This is a genomic window from Streptomyces sp. Root1304 (assembly GCF_001426405.1).
Lineage (GTDB): Bacteria > Actinomycetota > Actinomycetes > Streptomycetales > Streptomycetaceae > Streptomyces.
This window is the reverse complement of the sequence record NZ_LMEP01000006.1, coordinates 12,837-32,550: the sequence shown is the minus strand read 5'-3', so window position 1 is coordinate 32,550 and position 19,714 is coordinate 12,837. Positions and strand designations below refer to the sequence as shown.

Genomic DNA, 19,714 nt, shown 5'->3' with positions numbered 1-19,714 from the left:
ACATGAGCGGGGAAGCTCAGCCGAACTGCTGCTCCAGGTCCTTGAGCTTGCGCTCCAGGGAGTCGAGACGGGGCAGCGTCTGGGTGTCGTCCTCCGCCGTGAGGTCCACCGTCCGGGAGTCGCCCGTCTGGACGTCACGTCCCCCGACGGCCTGGAGGGATGGCCGGGGTCGAAGCGGCAGTTGCCCGGGATCCGCTATGGCGGGTTCCGCGACGGCGGCCTGGACGGACGCCGTCGCGGAACCGGAACCGCCGCCGGAACCCGAGCCGCCGGACCCCGCACCCGGGCCGGCACCGGCCGGGGCGTTGAGCGCCGCCACCTCCACCTGACGACCGTCGGCCCTGCCGAGCCCGAAGGCCCGGTGCTGGCGGTTGATCGCCTTGAGCCGCGCCCGGTCGAGCTTGACCTGGTCACGCCGCCGGATGCGGTTCTGCTCCTTCTCCCGCCGGTCCTCGCGCACCTCGTCGACGGCCTCGTCCAGGGTCCGTACGCCTTCGAGCAGCATGAGCGACCATGCGGCGAAGGTCTCCCTGGGCGCCCGCAGCCACCGGACGATCCGGATCTGCGGCAGCGGGCGGGGCACGAGGCCCTGCTCGCGCAGCGCGGCCCTGCGGGTCTGCTTCAGGGCCCGGTCGAAGAGGACCGCCGCCGAGAGGGACATGCCCGCGAAGAACTGCGGGGCGCCGTCGTGGCCCAGTCCGCGCGGGGCGTGCACCCAGTTGAACCAGGCCGCCGCGCCCGCGAACAGCCAGACCAGCAGGCGCGAGCCCAGGGCCGCGTCGCCGTGGCTGGCCTCGCGGACCGCGAGCACCGAGCAGAACATCGCGGCGCCGTCGAGGCCGAACGGGACGAGGTACTCCCAGCCCCCGGCGAGGTTGAGGTTCTGCCGGCCGAAGCCGACGAGCCCGTGGAAGGAGAGCGCCGCGGCGACGGCGGCGCAGCAGAAGAGGAGGACGTAGGAAGCGGTGCCGTACACGGCCTCCTTGCGTCTGCGGCGCTCCTCGTTGCGTTCCCAGGAGTCCTCGGCCGCGGCCTGGTCACCGGCGCGCTTCCCGCGCGCGAGCACCGCCACCGCCGTCAGGACTCCGGCCACCATCACGCCGCCCGGAAGCAGCCAGTCCAGCGATATGTCGGTCAGTCTCATGCGGTGTCCCTTGCATCGCAGTAGGGCGTTTGGCGGCCCATACTGGCCGACCCCGTGGGGCGCTCACGGTGTTTCCGGGCAAGAGCACGCCATCGGGGTGCCAGGGCATACGAATAGGTGCGATCTGGTCGAACATCCATGCAGGGGAGGGGGGTTGAGTTCGATTGACGCCACCCGTCCGGGTGGCGTAATCGCTCGGGAGCCTCAGGCGGTCGCGGCCAGCCGGCGGACCCGCTCGGCGTCGCAGGTGCGCGGACAGGTGAGGCAGGTGTCCTCGGGGCGCAGCGTGTAGAAGAAGCAGCAGGTCGCCCGGTCGCGGGTGGCGCGCGGGGTGCCGTCGGGTCCCTGGGAGCCCGTCAGCTCGCGGAAGCCGGCGGAACCCGCGTACGGCTTGTACGGCTTGGCCGTGCCCGGCATGAGGAGGTCGAGCTCGGCCATCGCCCGCGGCTCCTCGCCGAGCAGGGCGCCGATGTACCAGAGGCCCTCGACGATCTCGTCCGTGGCCATGCCCCACAGGGCCCGGCGGCCGCGCCGCATGCGGGGTCCGAAGCCGTCGAGGACCGCCTCGAAGTGCTCGGCGAGCGAGGTGCGGACCTCGGCCCGCAGGGCGTCCTCGTCGGCGACGACCCGGGCGCCGGGCAGCGTCGCGCCGGGGTCGTCCGGCAGGCAGGCGAACTCCTCGACCCGGACCGCCATCCGGCCGAGGGCGCGCTGGAAGGAGACGTTCCGGGCGGGCAGCCGGGGGACCCTGCGCTCCAGGAACCAGGGGACGGTGACGAGCAGACAGGCGGGCCAGGCGTACCGGTGGAGCCCGAAGCTCGCGACCACGTCGGGGCGGGCCCGGGTGCCGTGGTCGCGCAGCACCTGCGCGTCGTCCCAGGCGAGGAAGGCGTCGAGTACGGGGCCGCCGGCCGCCAGCTGGTCCGCGCCGACCCAGCCCGCGCCGCGCGGGAGGGGCTCGCCCTGGGCGGTTTCCCGTATCCGCAGGCCGGGGAAGACCTCGGCGAGCCGGGCGTAGGCGGCCGCGACGGGCGAGGGCGAGGGGGTGGGCAACAGGGCGGGGACGGTCATGGGGGACCACCGAATCGCGAGCGTTGGCAGGTTAGCCTTACCTTACCCGATTCGGGGTGGCCTCTCACCACCGGAGACCCCCTCCCACCAGCGGGGCAGCCCTCGCACCCGGGAAGTCGGTCCGTTCGCCTATGGTGCACAGAGGACCCGGGCGACGCGAGCCGGGCCCGGCACGAGGCCGCAGGAGGACCCGGGTGGAGCAGGGCGCAGCGCGCGAGCGGGCGACGGAGAGGCCGTCCCCGCCCTCCGGCGACGCCGTGCGCGTACCGGAGCAGGTCCGCGTGACGGCGCACGCGGGCGCCCCCGCGGAGCACGTACGGGGCGAGCACCCCCACGACCGGCCGGCGACGCCCGCCCCGACCGTCCCCGCGCCCCGCGTCGTACGGCACTCCGTGCGCGGGCAGATCCTCGACGCCCTCCGTACCGCCCTCGTCGACGGCGAGCTCGTCCCCGGCGAGGTGTACTCCGCCCCCGCCCTCGGCGAGCGCTTCGGCGTCTCCGCCACCCCCGTCCGCGAGGCCATGCAGCGCCTCGCCGTCGAGGGCGCCGTCGAGGTCGTGCCCAACCGGGGCTTCCGCGTCACCGAGCGCACCCCCCGGGAACTGGCCGAGCTCGCGGAGGTCCGCGCGCTCATCGAGGTCCCCGTCATGCTGCGGCTCGCCCGTACCGTCCCCGCCGCCCGCTGGGCCGCGCTCCGGCCGCTCGCCGAGGCGACCTCGACCGCCGCCGCCCGCGGCGACCGCGCCCACTACGCCGAGGCCGACCGCGCCTTCCACCGGGCCGTCCTCTCCCTCGCCGGGAACGAGCAGCTGCTCGCCGTGGCCGACGACCTCCACCGCCGCTCCCAGTGGCCCCTGATCAGCGCCCCCACCCTCCGGCACGGGATGCTCGTCGCCGACGCCGCCGAGCACACGGCCCTCCTGGACGCCCTGATCGCCCAGGACCTGACCGTGGTGCAGGAGCTGGTCCGGGAGCACTTCACCGGATCGGAGTGCTGAGCGCCCCGGACGACTAAGGTCGTGGACGTCAGCCGCCCGTCATCGCGTCGCCCGTGAGGTGTCCCATGCCGTCCGCGACCCCGTCCCCGGCCTGGGACGGACGCCGACCCGTCACCGGTACGGAAGCCGAGGCCACGGCCCTGCTCGGCTGGCTCACCGATCCCGAGGCGCCCCGGCTGTGCCTGGTCACCGGCGCCCCCGGCAGCGGCAAGACGGCCCTGCTCGGCTGGCTCGCCCGGCACGGTCCGCGCTCCGGCCGGCCCCGCAGGCGTACGGCCCGGGTGCTCGTCCCCCTCGCCGGGCAGAGCGCGCTCGGCGCGACCTGGACGATCGCGGACCGGCTCGGCGTCGTGGCCAGGTCCCCGGGCGACCTCGTGCACGCCCTCGCGACCAGCGAGGCCAGGCCCGCCGGCCGGGCAGTCCTGCTCCTCACGGATCTCCACGCCGCCGCCGAACCCGAGGCGCTCACCCGGCTGATCGCCGAGCTCGCGGGGGTGGGGCGGGTCCGGCTCGTGGTCGAGGCCCGCAGCGACACCCCGGCCCCCGCCGTCCTGCGCGCCGAGCGCCGGGTCACCCTCGTGGACCTCGACGGCGCCCCGGACCCCGACGGCGGCCCGGAGCGCGTCGCGGACGCACCCGCCGGGCCCGCCCGGCCGCTGCCCGACCTCTCCGACCCGGTCGCGGTCTGCGTGGCCGATCCGCTCCTCGTGACCACGGCCTACCTCGCCGGAGCCGCAGCCGCGGGCCTGCCCGGCACGCTCGACGGCCCCGAGGCGCCCGCCCGGCCCGGCGAGAACGCCGCCGACGACCACGGCGGTCTCCGGGCCGCCTGGATGCGCGCCGGACAGTCGCTCTGCCGCGAACAGCCCCCGGCCGAACGGGCGTCGGTGCTCCTCGCCGCGCTCGGCGACGGCGCGGACCCCCGACTGCGCCCCGCCCTGGCCGAGTTGGCGGAAGGATCGCCCTGGCGGCTGCGCTGGGCCCGCCACCGCGGCGACCTGACCCCGCCCTGGCCGGGTCCGGTCACCGTGCTCGGCGCGGCGGGCGGCCCCCTGGAGGGGACCCTGCTCGTCGGCGACCGCACCGGCGCCGTACGGCTCCTCCACGAGGCGGACGCGAGCCCCGCCGGGAGCCTCGCGCACACCGTCCCCGGCCGGGTCACGGCCCTCGCGCCCGCGCCCGACGGCACGGTGCTGCTCCTGGACGACCGGGGCAGGCTGCACACCGTACGGGGGGCGGCGCCGCGCGCCCCCTATCTGGAGCGCCTCACGGAGGCCGTCTCCGCGACCCTGGCCCGCCACCCCGGTACGGCCCTCGCGGCCATCGCGGGTTCGGTGGTGGTGGGGGACCGGCTCGGCTCCGTCCACGCCTTCGGGCTGCGCGGTCTGCACCAGGCGGCCTCGCACAGCGGCCGGGTGACGGCGGTGGCGGCGGTGGACTCCGAGACCCCGTTCGTCTGTTCCGGCGGCGCCGACGGGACGATACGGCTCTGGACGCCGGGCCGCGACCCCCGCCCCGAACCCCTCGCCGAGCGCCCGTCGCCGGTGGTGTCGGTGCACGCGACGCAGACCCCGCACGGACCGCTGGTCGCCGCGGCCTGGGCCGACGGCCTCGTCGAACTGCGCCGCCCGGAGGGCGGCCGCACGCTCGCCTTCCGCCCCGGCCCCCCGGTCCGCGCGGTCGCCGTCACGGGCGCGGGATCCCTGCTCATCGGCACCGACGAGAGCCTGGTGTGTCTGGTGCCGAGGAACTGAGGCGCCGGCCGCTTCCCGCGGCGACGAGCCGCCGGCCGCTTCCCGTGGCTTTCGACGACCCCGCGGAGCAGCCGACCGCCTCCCGGAGCGCGGGCCGTCAACCGCCCCGCCGCGCCGCCGGGTTCAGGCGGTCCGGGGAGTGAGCTGGCTCGCGAGCCAGGTCGGCACCCCGCCCAGCAGGCGGAAGAGGCGGCGGGCCTCGGCGCGCAGGCGGCCCGCCTCCGGTTCCGTCTCCGTGGTGGCGAGCGCGGTGAGCGCCGGGGCCGTGCCGACGAGGAAGCCCAGCTCCTCCCGGATGCGCAGCGACTCGGCGAAACCGTGCCGGGCCTCCGCCAACTCGCCCTCCCGCAGGGCGAGTCCGGCGAGGTGCCGCCAGGTGGAGGAGAGCAGCAGCGAGTCCCCCTGCGCGACCGCCCCGGCATGCGCCCTGCGGTACGCGGCACGGGCCGCCTGCGGGGAGTCGCCGAGGTTCTGCGCGATGAGCCCGCGCCGCAGGTCGAGCAGTGGCCGGCCCTCGGCGGCGGGGGCGATCAGCGCGGCCGCCCGGCCGAGCGCCATCCGCGCCTCGTCGGCCCGGTCGCGCACCCCGAGCAGCGTCGACGCGTAGGCGAGGTAGCCGCGTTCGCAGGCCGCCGCCCCGCGTTCCTCGTCGGTGCGGGCCACCGCCTCGGCCGTCCGGAGCGCCTCCTCGGCGTCGGCCCAGCCCTTCTCGGTGTAGAGGCAGCGCTCGATGAGCAGCGCCGCCCGTTCGAGCGCGGCGGCCGGTTCGGCGGCGTGCGGGGCGAGCAGTGCCGCCGCGTCCGTCCAGCAACCCCGGGAGCGGAGCCGCCATATGGCGGTCTCCACGGGAGTCTCCTTGCCGTAGGCGAGGGACGGATCTTCGCCGCCCCTTGATTCGGAACCAGACATGGCGGTATCCGCCACATTGCCCTCCCCGAGCGCGCCATTGAGCTGTTGAGTGAGACCCGCATCTCAGCACGAAGGGGAGTACCTGGCCAAGGGGTCAGGTGAAAGAATTCACAAGAGTCCGATGGATCGGGGCGCCACTCCGCCCGGGGTGACCGACCGGGCGTCAGATCGCCGTCGGGCCCGTGATCAGGCCCCGGCGAGGCGCCCCGGCCGGTGCGGCCGAGGGGCCCCCACCGGCCCGGACGTCACTCCGCTGGACTCGCCCGAACGGGTGAAGCGTGGACGGCTCGCTCAGCTCATCCTCAGGGCGAGGAAGAAGTCGAGCTTGTCCTCCAGACGGGAGAGATCGCGTCCGGTCAGCTGTTCGATCCGGCCCACCCGGTAACGCAGCGTGTTCACGTGCAGGTGGAGGCGGGTCGCACAGCGCGTCCAGGACCCGTCGCAGTCCAGGAAGGCCTCCAGGGTCGGGATCAGCTCCGCCCGGTGCCGCCGGTCGTAGTCGCGCAGCGGGTCGAGCAGCCGGGCCGTGAAGGCGCGGCGGACGTCGTCCGGCACGAACGGCAGCAGCAGCACGTGCGAGGCCAGCTCGTGGTGGCCGGCGGCGCAGACCCGGCCGGGGCGGGCGGCGGCGACCCGGCGGGCGTGCCGGGCCTCCTCCAGGGCCCCGCGCAGGCCCTCCGCCGAGTGCACGGCCGCGCTGACGCCGAGCGTGAGCCGCCCGTCGTCGGCGAGACCCGAGGTGAGCGGGGCCCGTACGGCACCGAGGAGCACGTCCGCGTGCAGCCCGAGCGCCGGGGCCGGGCCGTCGTCCTCGCTGTCCGGCAGTGGGCCGGCGGCCAGCGGGACCAGGGCGATGGCCTCGTCGCCGCTGTGCGCCACGGCGATCCGGTCGGCGGACTCGGCGCCCACGGTCGCGGGGTCGACGAGGATCTCCTCCAGGAGCGCCTGGGCGACCGGGCCGCAGTCCACCGCGGTGCCCTGGCCGGCCTCCTGCTCCCAGTCGACCCGGGCCACGACCACCTGCCAGTGCGGGGCCGTGCCGAGCCCCGGCAGCAGCACCGGGGCGGCGACCCGCAGCCTGGCGGCGATCTCGGCGGGCGCCGCGCCCGTCTGCACCAGCTCCAGGACCTCCTGGGCCAGCCGGCGGCGTACCGTACGGGCCGCGTCGCGCCGGTCCCGCTCGACGGCGATCAGTTGCGTGACGCCCTGGAGCAGGTCCAGCCGGGCGGCGGGCCACTCCCCGGCGTCCGCCTCCACGGCGAGCAGCCAGTCCGAGAGGACCGTCTCGCGCACGTCCCGGGAGGCCGGGACCGCGCCCCGGCCGGTGTTCCGGATCGGGAAGAGGGAGTACGTGGTTCCGCCCGTGACGATCCGGTGCGGGCCCCGCCGCCCGGTCCGGGTGGCGGCCAGGTGCTCACCGGCCAGGGTGGCGGCGAGGGCGGCCGGAAGGGGCTCGCCCGCGCCCGCGATCTGGCGGCCGGTGGGGGAGAGGACCCAGGCCCGCAGGTCCAGGTCGGAGCCGAGCAGGTCGAGGACGACCTCCGGGCCGCCGCCCGCGGGGCCCGAGGTCATGAGCCTGCGGTGCCGGTCGACGACGGCGGCCAGGTCCCCGGCCCTTTCGCCCGAGACCTGTCGAACAACGTGTTCGGTGATCGTCGCGAACGCAACGGACTCGTTCACCGCGAACAGCGGCAGCCGATGGCGTGAACACGCCTCCACGAGATCGGCGGGGATGTCCCCGAGCTCCGCCTCACCGGCCGCGAGCGCGGCGACCCCCGCCGAGGCCAGGATGCGGGCGAAGGGCTCGGCGTCGGCGGGCTCCCGCAGCCACGCGAGGCCCGTGAGGACCAGCTCGCCGCCGGAAAGGTACCGGCTGGGGTCCTTGAGGTCCGTCGTCATCACGCCGCGGACGGTGCGGTCCAGCTCGTCCTCGCCGCCGAGCAGGCGCAGCCCGAGCGCGTCGTTCTCCAGCAGTGCGCGCAGCCGCATCGTGTCGCCGCCGTTCCTAGTCTGGGGGTGGTGGGGTGTCCCGTAGTCGACGGTGGAGTGGTGCCACCGTTTCCAGGGGAAAACAGCGAGGTGACTGTTCCCCGCCTTTCGTTCGAATCTACAAGACGACGACGGGACCCAGCCAACTCCTTCATGTTTTCGGTGACTGCACCCGGGCGAGCGTGGGCTTGTGTACTAGGCCACACACCGCGTTAACAGCACATGAACATGAAGTCGAGGGCCGGCCGTCTCCCCGGAACCCTGCTGAACGACCCCCGATCACCAGAATCACTGGAAGAGAGCCACCATGGACTTCCTTCGCCCCGCCAGCTGGGAGGAGGCGCTCGCCGCCAAGGCAGAGCACCCCACGGCCGTGCCCCTCGCGGGTGGCACGGACGTCATGGTCGAGATCAATTTCGACCACCGGCGGCCCGAGTACCTCCTGGACCTGAACCGCGTCGAGCTGCTGCGCGAGTGGGAGGTCGGCGAGGAGAACGTCCGCCTCGGCGCTTCCGTTCCGTACACCCAGATCATGGAGAACCTCCGCGCCGATCTGCCAGGTCTGGCGCTCGCCTCGCACACGGTCGCCTCCCCGCAGATCCGTAACCGCGGCGGCGTCGGGGGCAACCTCGGCACCGCCTCGCCCGCCGGCGACGCCCACCCGGCGCTGCTCGCCGCGGGCGCCGAGGTCGAGGTCGAATCGGTGCGCGGCAACCGGTTCATCCCGATCGACGAGTTCTACACGGGCGTGAAGCGCAACGCGCTCCAGCCCGACGAGCTCATCAAGACCGTCCACATCAAGAAGGCGGACGGCCCCCAGCAGTACTCCAAGGTCGGCACCCGCAACGCGATGGTCATCGCGGTCTGCGCCTTCGGCCTGGCCCTGCACCCGGAGACCCGGACCGTGCGCACCGGCATCGGCTCCGCCGCACCGACCCCGATCCGCGCCAAGGAGGCCGAGGCCTTCCTGAACGCGGCTCTGGAGGAGGGCGGCTTCTGGGACAACGGCAAGATCATCACCCCGTCGGTCGCGAAGCAGTTCGCCGACCTCTGCTCGGCCGCCGCCAACCCGATCGACGACGTCCGAGGTACCGCCAAGTACCGCCGCCACGCCGTCGGCATCATGGCCCGCCGCCAGCTCGGCTGGACCTGGGAGCAGTACCGCGGCGCAGGCCGCACGCTTGAGGGAGCTGCATAACCATGCGCGTCAATTTCACGGTCAACGGTCGTCCGCAGGAAGCCGACGACGTCTGGGAGGGCGAGTCCCTCCTCTACGTTCTGCGTGAGCGTCTGGGTCTGCCCGGCTCCAAGAACGCCTGCGAGCAGGGCGAGTGCGGTTCCTGCACCGTCCGTCTCGACGGGGTGCCGGTCTGCTCCTGCCTGGTCGCCGCCGGGCAGGTCGAGGGCCGCGAGGTCGTCACCGTCGAGGGCCTGGCGGAGTTCGCCAAGGACCGCGCGGAGCACGCCGGTTGCGCCTCGGGCACCTGCGGCACCTCGCTCGACCAGGCCAAGAGGTGGGAAGCCAAGCCCGGTCAGGACTCCCAGACCGGCGAGGGCGTCGAACTCTCTCCGATCCAGCAGGCGTTCATCGACGCCGGCGCCGTGCAGTGCGGCTTCTGCACCCCCGGCCTGCTGGTCGCGGCCGACGAGATGCTGGAGCGCAACCCGTCCCCGACGGACGCGGACATCCGCGAGGCGCTCTCCGGCAACCTCTGCCGCTGCACCGGATACGAGAAGATCCTCGACGCGGTCCGCCTCGCGGCCGCTCGCCAGGAGCGTCAGGGAGAGGCGGTCTGACGATGGCTCAGAACACACGCACGACTCCGGTGGGCACGCCCACCGACGTCACCCAGAACCACGTCAAGGGCGGCATCGGCGAGTCCACGCTCCGGCCGGACGGCACCCTCAAGGTCACCGGCGAGTTCGCGTACTCCTCGGACATGTGGCACGAGGACATGCTCTGGGGCCAGATCCTGCGCTCCACCGTCGCGCACGCCGAGCTGGTGTCCATCGACACCTCCGAGGCCCTCGCCATGGACGGCGTCTACGCCGTCCTGACCCACGAGGACCTGCCGGCCGCGAAGAACTACGGCATGGAGTTCCAGGACACCCCGGTCCTCGCGTACGGCAAGGTCCGTCACCACGGTGAGCCGGTCGCCCTCGTGGCCGCCGACCACCCGGAGACCGCCCGCCGCGCCGCCGCCAAGATCAAGATCGAGTACCGGGAGCTCCCGGTCATCACGGACGAGGCCTCGGCCACCGCTCCGGACGCGATCCTGGTCCACGAGGGCCGCGACGACCACCACTCCGGTCACGTCCCGCACCCGAACATCGTGCACCGCCAGCCGATCATCCGAGGCAACGCCGCCGAGGCCGCGAAGCGCGCCGACGTCATCGTGACCGGCGAGTACACCTTCGGCATGCAGGACCAGGCCTTCCTCGGCCCGGAGTCCGGCCTCGCCGTACCGGCCGAGGACGGCGGCGTCGACCTGTACGTCGCCACCCAGTGGCTGCACTCGGACCTCAAGCAGATCGCGCCCTGCCTCGGCCTGCCCGAGGAGAAGGTCCGGATGACGATGGCCGGTGTCGGCGGCGCCTTCGGCGGCCGCGAGGACATCTCCATGCAGATCCTCGCGTCCATCCTCGCGCTGCGCACCGGCAAGCCGGTCAAGATGGTCTACAACCGGTACGAGTCCTTCTTCGGCCACGTCCACCGGCACCCGGCGAAGCTCTGGTACGAGCACGGCGCCACCAAGGACGGCAAGCTCACGCACATGAAGTGCAAGATCGTGCTCGACGGCGGCGCGTACGCCTCGTCCACGGCCTCCGTCGTCGGCAACGCCTCGTCGCTCTCGGTCGGCCCGTACATCATCGAGGACGTCGAGATCGAGGCGATCGGCCTCTACACCAACAACCCGCCCTGTGGCGCGATGCGCGGCTTCGGCGCGGTCCAGGCCTGCTTCGCCTACGAGGCCCAGATGGACAAGCTCGCGGCGAAGCTGGGCATGGACCCGGTGGAACTGCGCCAGCTCAACGCCATGGAGCAGGGCACGATCATGCCGACCGGCCAGGTCGTGGACTCGCCGGCCCCGGTCGCCGAGCTGCTGCGCCGGGTCAAGGCCCGCCCCATGCCGCCGGAGCGCCAGTGGGAGACCGCCGGCGAGAGCGCGGACGTCCGCGCGCTGCCGGGCGGCCTGTCCAACACCACGCACGGCGAGGGTGTCGTGCGGGGCGTCGGCTACGCCGTCGGCATCAAGAACGTCGGCTTCTCCGAGGGCTTCGACGACTACTCGACCGCGAAGATCCGCATCGAGGTCATCAACGGCGAGGCCGTCGCCACGGTCCACACCGCCATGGCCGAGGTCGGCCAGGGCGGCGTCACGATCCACGCGCAGATCGCCCGTACCGAGCTCGGTGTCCAGCAGGTCACCATCCACCCCGCGGACACGCAGGTGGGCTCGGCCGGTTCGACCTCCGCGGGCCGTCAGACGTACATGACCGGCGGCGCCATCAAGAACTCCTGCGAGATCGTCCGCGAGGAGGTCCTGGAGATCGGCCGGCGCAAGTTCGGCTCGTACCACCCGGCCTGGGCCAACGCCGAACTCCTCCTGGAGGGCGGCAAGGTCGTCACCGACGGCGGCGAGGCCCTCGCCACCATCGCCGACGTCCTGGAGGACCGGGCGGTGGAGGTCGAGGAGGAGTGGCGGCACCGCCCGACCCAGGCCTTCGACCTCGTCACCGGTCAGGGCGACGGCCACGTCCAGTACGCCTTCGCCGCGCACCGCGCGGTGGTGGAGGTCGACACCGAGCTCGGCCTCGTCAAGGTGATCGAGCTGGCCTGCGCCCAGGACGTCGGCAAGGCGGTCAATCCCCTCTCCGTCGTCGGCCAGATCCAGGGTGGCACCACCCAGGGCCTGGGCGTCGCGGTGATGGAGGAGATCATCGTCGACCCGAAGACCGCGAAGGTGCGCAACCCCTCCTTCACGGACTACCTCATCCCGACCATCCTCGACACGCCGACCATCCCGGTCGACTACCTCGAGCTGGCCGACCCCAACGCGCCGTACGGCGTCCGGGGCATCGGAGAGGCTCCGACCCTCTCGTCCACCCCGGCCGTCCTCGCGGCGATCCGGGCGGCGACGGGCCTGGAGCTCAACAAGACGCCGGTACGCCCCGAGGCGCTCACCGGCACCCTGTAGGACTCTCCGGGCGGTCCGTGCCTCCCGAGGAACGTCACACTTCCCGCCCGCACCGCCCGGAGCCCCCCACGGCAGTACCCGCGTCACCGCGGTACTCCGTCCCACCGAAGTACCGCACCACGGCAGTACCCCCGTGGCACCGCAGTACCCCCGTCTCACGCAGTCCCCGCAGTACCGATCCACCCGTTCGTCTCGGGCCGTCCCCCGGGTCGTGCAGCCCACGCACCATCCCAAATCCCGCGAGCTTCACCAGATCAGAATCCTTCGAAGTCTGATGCGGGTGCCCCTTTGAACCTTGGGAGTAGGCCCCATGACCCAGTCGTCAGTGGAGCCCAGGACCAGCGCCGATGACGCGGGCTCCGGCTCGCGCAATCCCGCCGGCAGGTCTTGGCTCGACCGGTACTTTCACATCTCGGAGAGAGGATCCACCGTCGCGACGGAGATCCGCGGCGGCGTCACCACCTTCATGGCGATGGCGTACATTCTCCTGCTCAACCCCCTGATCCTCAGTGGCAAGGACGTCAACGGCCAGCTCCTCAGCCAGCCGGCGCTCATCACCGCCACCGCCCTCGCCGCGGCCGCGACGACCCTGCTCATGGGTTTCTGGGGCAAGGTCCCCCTCGCGCTCGCCGCCGGCCTCAGCGTCTCCGGCGTCATGGCCTCGCAGGTCGTGCCGGTCATGACCTGGCCGCAGGCCATGGGCATGTCCGTGGCGTACGGCGCCGTGATCTGTCTCCTGGTGGTCACCGGCCTCCGCGAGATGATCATGAACGCGATACCGCTCGCGCTCAAGCACGCCATCACCATCGGCATCGGCCTCTTCATCGCGATCATCGGCTTCGTGAAGGCCGGCTTCGTGCACGAGAACCCCGCCCCGGGCGGCGGTCCCGTGTCCCTCGGCCCGGCCGGTGAGCTCATGGGCTGGCCCGTCCTGATCTTCGCCTTCACCCTGCTCCTGATCTTCGCCCTCCAGTCGCGCAACATCCCCGGCGCGATCCTGATCGGCATCGTCGCGGGCACCGTCGTCGCGGTCATCCTGAACGCGGTCGCGGACATCCCGGCCAAGGCCTGGTTCTCCGGCCCGCCGGAGCTCGACGGCAGCGCGGTCTCCGCCCCGGACTTCTCCCTCATCGGGGACGTGTCCTTCAGCGGCTGGGGCGACGTCGGCTACATCACCATCAGCATGATCGTCTTCACCCTGGTGCTCGCGGGCTTCTTCGACGCCATGGCGACCATCCTGGGCGTCGGCACCGAGGCCAAGCTCGCCGACGACAAGGGCCGCATGCCCGGCCTCTCGAAGGCCCTCTTCATCGACGGCGCCGGCGGTATCGTCGGTGGTGTGGGCGGAGCCTCCGGGCAGACGGTCTTCGTCGAGTCCGCGACCGGCGTCGGCGAGGGCGCCCGCACGGGTCTGGCCTCCGTGGTCACCGGCGGATTCTTCGCCCTCTGCCTCTTCTTCACGCCGCTGACCGCGATCGTGCCGCAAGAGGTCGCCGCCGCGGCCCTGGTCGTCATCGGCTCGATGATGATGCAGAACGCCAAGCACGTGGACTGGAGCGACCGCTCCGTCGCGATCCCGGTGTTCCTCACCGTGGTCCTCATGCCCTTCACGTACACCATCACCACGGGTGTCGCGGCCGGTGTGATCTCCTACGTCGTGATCAAGGCGGCGCAGGGCAAGGCGCGCGAGGTCGGCGGCTTCATGTGGGGCCTGACCGCGATCTTCATCGTGTACTTCGCGATCCATCCCATCGAGAGCTGGCTCGGCGTCAGCTGACGCCCCCGCCGCCCTCCCCACCCCATCCAGAGGAGAACCGAGATGCTGGACATCGCCGAAGAGCTGCACCGGTGGGTCGAGCAGGGACGTGCCTTCGCCGTCGCCACCGTGGTGGCCGTCGGCGGGAGCGCGCCCCGGCAGCCGGGCGCCGCCCTCGCCGTCGACAGCGAGGGCGCGGCGATCGGATCGGTCTCCGGCGGGTGTGTGGAGGGGGCGGTGTACGAGCTGTGCGTGCAGGCCCTCGAAGACGGCAGGACCGTCGTCGAGCGCTTCGGGTACAGCGACGAGGACGCCTTCGCGGTCGGCCTGACCTGCGGAGGAGTCATCGACATCCTCGTCACCCCGGTGCGCGGCGGGGTCTTCCCCGCCGCGCTCGGCGCCGCCACCACGGGGGAGGCGGCGGCCCTCGCCCGGATCGTCTCCGGACCCGAGGACCTGATGGGCCGGGCCCTGCTGGTCCGCCCCGACGGCTCGTACGAGGGGAAGCTCGGCGGCCACCCCGAGCTGGACCGCACGGCGGCGTCCGAGGCCCGCGCGATGCTCGACGCGGGCCGCACCGGCACCGTGGAGATCGGCGAGGACGGCAGCCGCTGCGGGCAGCCGCTGACCCTGCTCGTCGAGTCCTCCGTGCCGGCCCCGCGCATGATCGTCTTCGGCGCGATCGACTTCGCCGCCGCGCTGGTACGGGTGGGCAAGTTCCTCGGGTACCACGTCACCGTGTGCGACGCGCGGCCCGTCTTCGCGACGCCGGCCCGCTTCCCCGAGGCCGACGAGATCGTCGTCGAATGGCCCCACCGCTACCTGGAGTCGACGGAGGTCGACGGCCGCACGGTCCTGTGCGTCCTGACCCACGACGCCAAGTTCGACGTGCCCCTCCTGCGCGCCGCCCTGAAGCTTCCCGTCGCCTACGTCGGCGCGATGGGCTCCCGCCGCACCCACGAGGACCGCAACAAGCGCCTGCGCGAGGTCGGCGTCACCGAACTCGAACTCGCCCGTCTGCGCTCGCCGATCGGCCTCGACCTGGGCGCGCGCACGCCCGAGGAGACGGCCCTGTCGATCGGCGCCGAGATCGTGGCGAACCGCCGGGGCGGCACCGGCCGCTCCCTCACGGGCGCCCACACCCCGATCCACCACGACGGCCCGCGCGAGCCGGACGGCCGCATCACGTCCGTGGCGTAGCCGGTGCGGCTCCTCCCTGCGGGCGGCCCCGCCGGTCGACGGCCTCGGGCACGGGCGACAATGAAGCGATGAGTGCCATCGATCGCCCCCTGCCGCCCCTGAACGCCGACGAGCGCACGACGCTGGAGAGTTGGCTGGACTTCCACCGCGCCACGCTGGCCATGAAGTGCGAGGGACTGGACGACGAGCAGGCCGCCACGGCGTCCGTGCCGCCGTCCGGCTTCACGCTGACCGGTCTGGTCCAGCACATGGCGGAGGTGGAGCGGAACTGGTTCCGCCGCGTGTTCGCCGGAGAAGAGGCCCCGCCCCTCCACGACCCGCAGGCAGACCCGGACGCCCCCGACGGCGGCTTCGACGTGGCGGAGGGAACCACCCTGGCCGACGCCCTGGCCACCTGGCGGTCGGAGATCGCCCGCGCCCGCGAGAACTGCGCGGATCACACCCTGACGGACACGGGCCGCTTCATGGGCCAGGACGTGAGCCTCCGCTGGATCTACGTCCACATGATCGAGGAGTACGCCCGCCACAACGGCCACGCGGACCTGGTCCGGGAACGGGTGGACGGCGCTACCGGGGTGTAGCGCGGAGCCGGTCGCTGCCGGCCCTGCCGGCGACGGTGCGCGGCCCCGCGTCAGCTCCCCTCGCCCGTCTCCAGTCCCTCCTCCCGCGGCAGTTCCAGCGGCCCGTTCCCCTCGCGTACGTCGCGGTGGACGCGGGGTTCACCCACCAGGCGGCCCGTGAGGTCGGTCGTCACCCTCAGGGCGTGGCGGCCCGTGCAGAGGGGGCGTTCGCCCTCCGGGTGGTCGCAGAAGAGCCCCTGACCCCACCGGACCCCCGAGGGCGGCGCACGCTCAGTGCGCCGCCCGTTCCCGCACCGTCGACGTCCACGCCGGCTGCTCCTCGACGGCCTCCGTCTCGGCCCGCCGGCCTCCCCGGGCGAAGAAGTCCGCGAGCGGCAGGATCGCCGCGCCGACCGTCACCGCGTCGGGGCCGAGCGTGCCCAGGTCGATGCAGACCCGGGCCGCCGGGTACTTCAGGGCGTACTCGGCCGCGTACCCCTTCACCGTCTCCAGGAAGCGGGCGCCGAGCTGGAGGCCCGCCCAGCCGCCGACGAGGATGCGCTCGGGCTGGAAGAGGTTGATCAGATCGGCGAAACCGGCGCCCAGGTACTCGGCGGTCTCCTCGAGGACCTCGCGGGCCGTCGCGTCGGGTTCCGCCCCGGCGTCCGCCGGATACGCCCCCGCCAGCATCGCCGTCAGCGCCGTCTCCTCGTCCGCCCCCGCCGGAGGCCGCCCGCCCGCCTCCCGCCACCGTTCGAGCAGCGCCTCCGCGCCCGCGTACGCCTCCAGGCAGCCACGCGCGCCGCAGCGGCAGCGGCGCCCCCGGACCCGTACCGTCAGATGACCCCACTCGATCGCCCGGCCCGGCCCCATCGGGTCCGTGGCCACACAGGCGCCGACGCCCGAGCCGAAGAGGACGATCACCGCGCTGCGCGCGCCCCGCCCGGCGCCGAACCACATCTCGGCCTGGCCGAGGGTCTTCGCGCCGTTGTCGATCCAGTACGGCACCATCGTCGGCAGGGCCACGCTCGCGCGCAGCAGCCGCTCCAGGGGGACGGCGTCCCAGCCGATGGTCTGGCCGTGCACGACGGCGCCGTCCTCGGCGGTACGGGCCACGATGCCGGGCACGCCGACACCGACGCCGAGCAGCCGGTCGGCGGGCACGTCCGCCGTCCGCAGCACCTCGGCGATGCCCTCGCGGATGTGGTCGACGACGACGCCGACCTCGTACCGGTCATGGGGGTTCGGGCTGTCGACCGCCAACGGGCGCTCGGTGCGCGCGAGTTCGGTGAGGGTGAGGTCGAACAGCTCGATCCTGACCCGGGTCTCGCCGACGTCGACGCCGATCATGCAGCCGCTGCCCGGGGTGATCCGGAGCAGGGTACGGGGGCGCCCGCCGGCCGAGTCGACGCTGCCCGCCTCCTCGACGAGACCCTCCGCGACGAGCTCCGCGACGACGTTGCTGATGGAGCCGGAGCTGAGGCCGGTCGCGGGGCCGAGCGAGAAGCGGCTCATCGGCCCGTCGAAATAGAGGCGTTGGAGGACGGCGGTGCGGTTCTCGCGTCGCAGGTCACGCACGGTGCGGCCGTTCCGCATGGTCACTTGGGCCCCCAGGTGAAGTAGTCCTGAGCGCAACATACCGCTGTCAGGACCCTTGACGCGACCTTCTCTTGAGGTTTAACTCACATCCTAAATTAAGCCGGGGAGGGCTTCAGGGCCTGAACGCGGGACGCTTCGCCACCCCCTCCTCCCCAGCTCCCCGCCACTCCCCGAAAGGGTCCTGAGGAGCCATGCGCAGAATCAGAGCCGCGGCCGCCGGTGCCGTCACCCTCTCCCTCGTCCTCACCGCCGCGGCCTGCGGAGGCGGCTCCCCGACCGACGGCTCCGGCGGCGGTGGCACCAGGACCCTCACCTACTGGGCCTCCAACCAGGGCGCGAACCTGGAGGTCGACAAGAAGGTCCTCCAGCCCGAACTCGACAGGTTCGAGAAGCAGACGGGCATCAAGGTCGAGCTGGAGGTCATCCCCTGGTCCGACCTCCTCAACCGCATCCTCACCGCCACCACCTCCGGCCAGGGCCCCGACGTCCTCAACATCGGCAACACCTGGAGCGCCTCGCTCCAGGCGAGCGGCGCCCTGCTGCCCTGGAACGCCGAGAACTTCCGGGCCATCGGCGGCAGGGACCGCTTCGTCGACTCCGCGCTCGGCTCCACCGGCGCCACCGGCCAGGACCCCGCGGCCGTACCGCTCTACTCCATGGCGTACGCCCTCTACTACAACAGGAAGATGTTCGCCGACGCCGGCATAGCGAAGCCGCCGGCCACCTGGGACGAGCTGATCGCCGACGGCAGGAAGCTCAGCAAGGGCGGAAAGTCCGCCATCGGCGTCGAGGGCGGCAACCTCGCCAACAACATCCACCAGGTCTTCGTCCTCGGCAAGCAGCACGGCGCCGACTTCTTCACCGCCGACGGCAGGGCCGACTTCACCTCCGACGGGGCCGTCGCCGCCGTCAAGCAGTACGTCGACCTCATGGCAGCCCACGGGATCGTCGCCCCCGGCAACGCCGAGTACGCCCAGAACCAGTCCCTCAGCGACTTCGCCAAGGACCGGACCGCCATGGTCCTCTGGCAGACCCCCGGCACCACCTTCGCCGCCCAGGGCATGAGCGCCGACGAGTGGGGCGTCGCCCCCGCCCCCGTCGCCTCCGGCACCCCCGGCCGGGGCACGGGCATCAACTCCATGGTCGCCGGCATCAACCTCGCCGTCTTCAGGAACACCCGGAACACCCGAGGCGCCCTCGACTTCGTGAAGTTCATGACGAGCGACGCGGAACAGAAGGCCCTCAACAAGGCCTACGGCTCCATCCCCCCGGTCACGAGCGCCCAGCGGGACCCCGCCTTCGACACCCCCACCGTCGCCGTCCTCAAGCAGACCCTCGCCACCAGCGCCGCCGCCCTGCCGCAGGTCCCCGAGGAGTCCCAGTTCGAGACGGTCGTCGGCACCGCGGTCAAGAAGCTGTTCGCCGACGCCGCCGCCGGCCGCCCCGTCACCACCGAGTCCGTACGGGCCGAGCTCGACAAGGCCCAGCAGCAGATGCCGAAGAAGTGAACCCGGACGCCGCCATGACCACCACCGTCGAGAAGCCCGTCGGGCGGACCGGACAGCGGCGGGCCACCCCCGGGACGGCCCCGCGCACCCGCCGTCCCGGGCGGCTCCGGTCCGCCGGACTGCCCTACCTCCTGCTCCTCCCGGCCCTGGCCCTCGAACTCCTCGTCCACCTCGTGCCGATGCTCATCGGCATCGTCATGAGCTTCAAGGAACTCACCCAGTTCTTCATCCGCGACTGGGTGGCCGCCCCCTGGGCCGCGTTCGACAACTACGCGGTCTCCGTCGACTTCGACGCACCCGTCGGCGCGTCCCTCCTGCGGTCCTCCGTCACCACCTGCGTCTTCACCCTCTGCTCGGTCGGCCTCTGCTGGCTCCTCGGCACCGCCGCCGCCGTCCTCATGCAGGAGACCTTCCGCGGCCGGGGCTTCCTGCGGGCGCTCTTCCTCGTCCCGTACGCCCTGCCGGTCTACGCGGCCGTCATCACCTGGGCGTTCATGTTCCAGCGGGACAACGGCCTGGTGAACCACGTCCTGCACGACCAGCTCGGCATCGGCGACAGCCCCGCCTTCTGGCTGATCGGCGACAACGCCTTCTGGACGCTGCTGGTCGTCTCCGTCTGGAAGGGCTGGCCGTTCGCCTTCCTCGTCATGATGGCCGGACTGCAGAACATCCCCCGCGAGATGTACGAGGCCGCCGCCCTGGACGGCGCGGGCCTCTGGCAGCAGCTCCGCCGGATCACCCTGCCGTCCCTGAGGCCCGTCACCCAGGTGCTCGTCCTGGTGCTGTTCCTCTGGACGTTCAACGACTTCAACACCCCCTTCGTGCTGTTCGGCAGGGCGGCCCCCGAGTCGGCCGACCTGATCTCCCTGCACATCTACCAGTCCTCGTTCCAGACCTGGAACTTCGGTACGGGCTCGGCGATGTCGGTGCTGCTCCTGCTGTTCCTGCTCGTCGTCACGGGCGTCTACCTGCTGCTCACCACCCGGGGATTCCGGCGAAGGAAGGCCACCGATGCCCCGTAGCGACC

At 72.9% G+C, this 19,714-nt stretch carries 16 protein-coding genes; 10 read left to right on the top strand and 6 right to left on the bottom strand.

Annotated elements, in window-relative coordinates; all coding sequences use genetic code 11:
- Window positions 1-16 precede the first annotated feature (16 nt).
- Both ASD33_RS10550 and ASD33_RS10545 read right to left on the bottom strand, forming a co-directional pair.
- On the bottom strand, window positions 17-1,144 hold the full coding sequence (locus ASD33_RS10550; protein WP_056557141.1) for a DUF2637 domain-containing protein: 1,128 nt from the start codon (window positions 1,142-1,144) through the stop codon (window positions 17-19).
- Window positions 1,145-1,348: 204 nt separating this feature from the next.
- Window positions 1,349-2,215 carry a (2Fe-2S)-binding protein gene (locus ASD33_RS10545; protein ID WP_056557138.1) on the bottom strand — a complete coding sequence of 289 codons (867 nt, stop codon included), beginning with the start codon at window positions 2,213-2,215 and terminating at the stop codon, window positions 1,349-1,351.
- A 194-nt stretch (window positions 2,216-2,409) separates the two neighbouring features.
- Between ASD33_RS10545 and ASD33_RS10540 the strand changes: the two genes are divergently transcribed.
- Window positions 2,410-3,213 (top strand): GntR family transcriptional regulator, encoded by an 804-nt coding sequence (locus ASD33_RS10540; protein ID WP_056557135.1) that lies wholly within the window; start codon window positions 2,410-2,412, stop codon window positions 3,211-3,213.
- A gap of 65 nt (window positions 3,214-3,278) precedes the next feature.
- Window positions 3,279-4,967, top strand: coding sequence for a hypothetical protein (locus ASD33_RS10535; protein ID WP_056557133.1), 1,689 nt, complete (start codon window positions 3,279-3,281; stop codon window positions 4,965-4,967).
- 123 nt (window positions 4,968-5,090) lie between these two features.
- On the opposite strand, the gene ASD33_RS10530 is transcribed toward ASD33_RS10535, so the two are convergent.
- Window positions 5,091-5,876, bottom strand: coding sequence for a hypothetical protein (locus ASD33_RS10530; protein ID WP_056557130.1), 786 nt, complete (start codon window positions 5,874-5,876; stop codon window positions 5,091-5,093).
- A 291-nt stretch (window positions 5,877-6,167) separates the two neighbouring features.
- Complete coding sequence (locus tag ASD33_RS10525; RefSeq protein WP_056557127.1) at window positions 6,168-7,865, bottom strand: PucR family transcriptional regulator ligand-binding domain-containing protein; 1,698 nt, start codon at window positions 7,863-7,865, stop codon at window positions 6,168-6,170.
- Between the two features lie 307 nt (window positions 7,866-8,172).
- On the opposite strand from ASD33_RS10525, the gene ASD33_RS10520 reads away from it, so the two are divergent.
- The 6 genes from ASD33_RS10520 (at window position 8,173) to ASD33_RS10495 (ending at window position 15,601) form a co-directional block, all read left to right on the top strand.
- Window positions 8,173-9,063 (top strand): xanthine dehydrogenase family protein subunit M, encoded by an 891-nt coding sequence (locus ASD33_RS10520; protein WP_056557124.1) that lies wholly within the window; start codon window positions 8,173-8,175, stop codon window positions 9,061-9,063.
- 2 nt (window positions 9,064-9,065) lie between these two features.
- A complete protein-coding gene (locus ASD33_RS10515) occupies window positions 9,066-9,662 on the top strand; it encodes a (2Fe-2S)-binding protein (protein ID WP_056557121.1) in 597 nt (198 codons plus the stop codon).
- Between the two features lie 2 nt (window positions 9,663-9,664).
- On the top strand, window positions 9,665-12,064 hold the full coding sequence (locus ASD33_RS10510; protein WP_056557118.1) for a molybdopterin cofactor-binding domain-containing protein: 2,400 nt from the start codon (window positions 9,665-9,667) through the stop codon (window positions 12,062-12,064).
- A 310-nt stretch (window positions 12,065-12,374) separates the two neighbouring features.
- Entirely contained in the window at window positions 12,375-13,841 is a 1,467-nt protein-coding gene (locus ASD33_RS10505) for an NCS2 family permease (RefSeq protein WP_056557115.1), read from the top strand.
- Between the two features lie 42 nt (window positions 13,842-13,883).
- Complete coding sequence (locus ASD33_RS10500; protein WP_056557112.1) at window positions 13,884-15,020, top strand: XdhC/CoxI family protein; 1,137 nt, start codon at window positions 13,884-13,886, stop codon at window positions 15,018-15,020.
- A 68-nt stretch (window positions 15,021-15,088) separates the two neighbouring features.
- Complete coding sequence (locus tag ASD33_RS10495) at window positions 15,089-15,601, top strand: DinB family protein (protein WP_056557109.1); 513 nt, start codon at window positions 15,089-15,091, stop codon at window positions 15,599-15,601.
- Window positions 15,602-15,651: 50 nt separating this feature from the next.
- Here ASD33_RS10495 and ASD33_RS36770 read toward each other — a convergent pair whose 3' ends face one another.
- Both ASD33_RS36770 and ASD33_RS10490 read right to left on the bottom strand, forming a co-directional pair.
- Window positions 15,652-15,774, bottom strand: coding sequence for a hypothetical protein (locus ASD33_RS36770; protein WP_277922083.1), 123 nt, complete (start codon window positions 15,772-15,774; stop codon window positions 15,652-15,654).
- Between the two features lie 97 nt (window positions 15,775-15,871).
- Entirely contained in the window at window positions 15,872-17,182 is a 1,311-nt protein-coding gene (locus tag ASD33_RS10490; RefSeq protein WP_107103668.1) for an ROK family transcriptional regulator, read from the bottom strand.
- 188 nt (window positions 17,183-17,370) lie between these two features.
- Between ASD33_RS10490 and ASD33_RS10485 the strand changes: the two genes are divergently transcribed.
- Window positions 17,371-18,687 (top strand): sugar ABC transporter substrate-binding protein, encoded by a 1,317-nt coding sequence (locus tag ASD33_RS10485; RefSeq protein WP_056557106.1) that lies wholly within the window; start codon window positions 17,371-17,373, stop codon window positions 18,685-18,687.
- 14 nt (window positions 18,688-18,701) lie between these two features.
- Window positions 18,702-19,709, top strand: coding sequence for a sugar ABC transporter permease (locus ASD33_RS10480; RefSeq protein WP_056557429.1), 1,008 nt, complete (start codon window positions 18,702-18,704; stop codon window positions 19,707-19,709).
- The last annotated feature ends 5 nt before the right edge of the window (window positions 19,710-19,714 follow it).

Bases quoted from the DNA above. Each gene is read 5' to 3' on its own strand.
- ASD33_RS10495 (WP_056557109.1), top strand. From the start codon at position 15,089: ATGAGTGCCATCGATCGCCCCCTGCCGCCCCTGAACGCCGACGAGCGC.
- ASD33_RS10510 (WP_056557118.1), top strand. From the start codon at position 9,665: ATGGCTCAGAACACACGCACGACTCCGGTGGGCACGCCCACCGACGTC.
- ASD33_RS10530 (WP_056557130.1), bottom strand. From the start codon at position 5,876: ATGTCTGGTTCCGAATCAAGGGGCGGCGAAGATCCGTCCCTCGCCTAC.
- ASD33_RS10525 (WP_056557127.1), bottom strand. From the start codon at position 7,865: ATGCGGCTGCGCGCACTGCTGGAGAACGACGCGCTCGGGCTGCGCCTG.
- ASD33_RS10505 (WP_056557115.1), top strand. From the start codon at position 12,375: ATGACCCAGTCGTCAGTGGAGCCCAGGACCAGCGCCGATGACGCGGGC.
- ASD33_RS10535 (WP_056557133.1), top strand. From the start codon at position 3,279: ATGCCGTCCGCGACCCCGTCCCCGGCCTGGGACGGACGCCGACCCGTC.
- ASD33_RS10545 (WP_056557138.1), bottom strand. From the start codon at position 2,215: ATGACCGTCCCCGCCCTGTTGCCCACCCCCTCGCCCTCGCCCGTCGCG.
- ASD33_RS10480 (WP_056557429.1), top strand. From the start codon at position 18,702: ATGACCACCACCGTCGAGAAGCCCGTCGGGCGGACCGGACAGCGGCGG.
- ASD33_RS10485 (WP_056557106.1), top strand. From the start codon at position 17,371: ATGCGCAGAATCAGAGCCGCGGCCGCCGGTGCCGTCACCCTCTCCCTC.
- ASD33_RS10550 (WP_056557141.1), bottom strand. From the start codon at position 1,144: ATGAGACTGACCGACATATCGCTGGACTGGCTGCTTCCGGGCGGCGTG.
- ASD33_RS10520 (WP_056557124.1), top strand. From the start codon at position 8,173: ATGGACTTCCTTCGCCCCGCCAGCTGGGAGGAGGCGCTCGCCGCCAAG.
- ASD33_RS10515 (WP_056557121.1), top strand. From the start codon at position 9,066: ATGCGCGTCAATTTCACGGTCAACGGTCGTCCGCAGGAAGCCGACGAC.
- ASD33_RS10500 (WP_056557112.1), top strand. From the start codon at position 13,884: ATGCTGGACATCGCCGAAGAGCTGCACCGGTGGGTCGAGCAGGGACGT.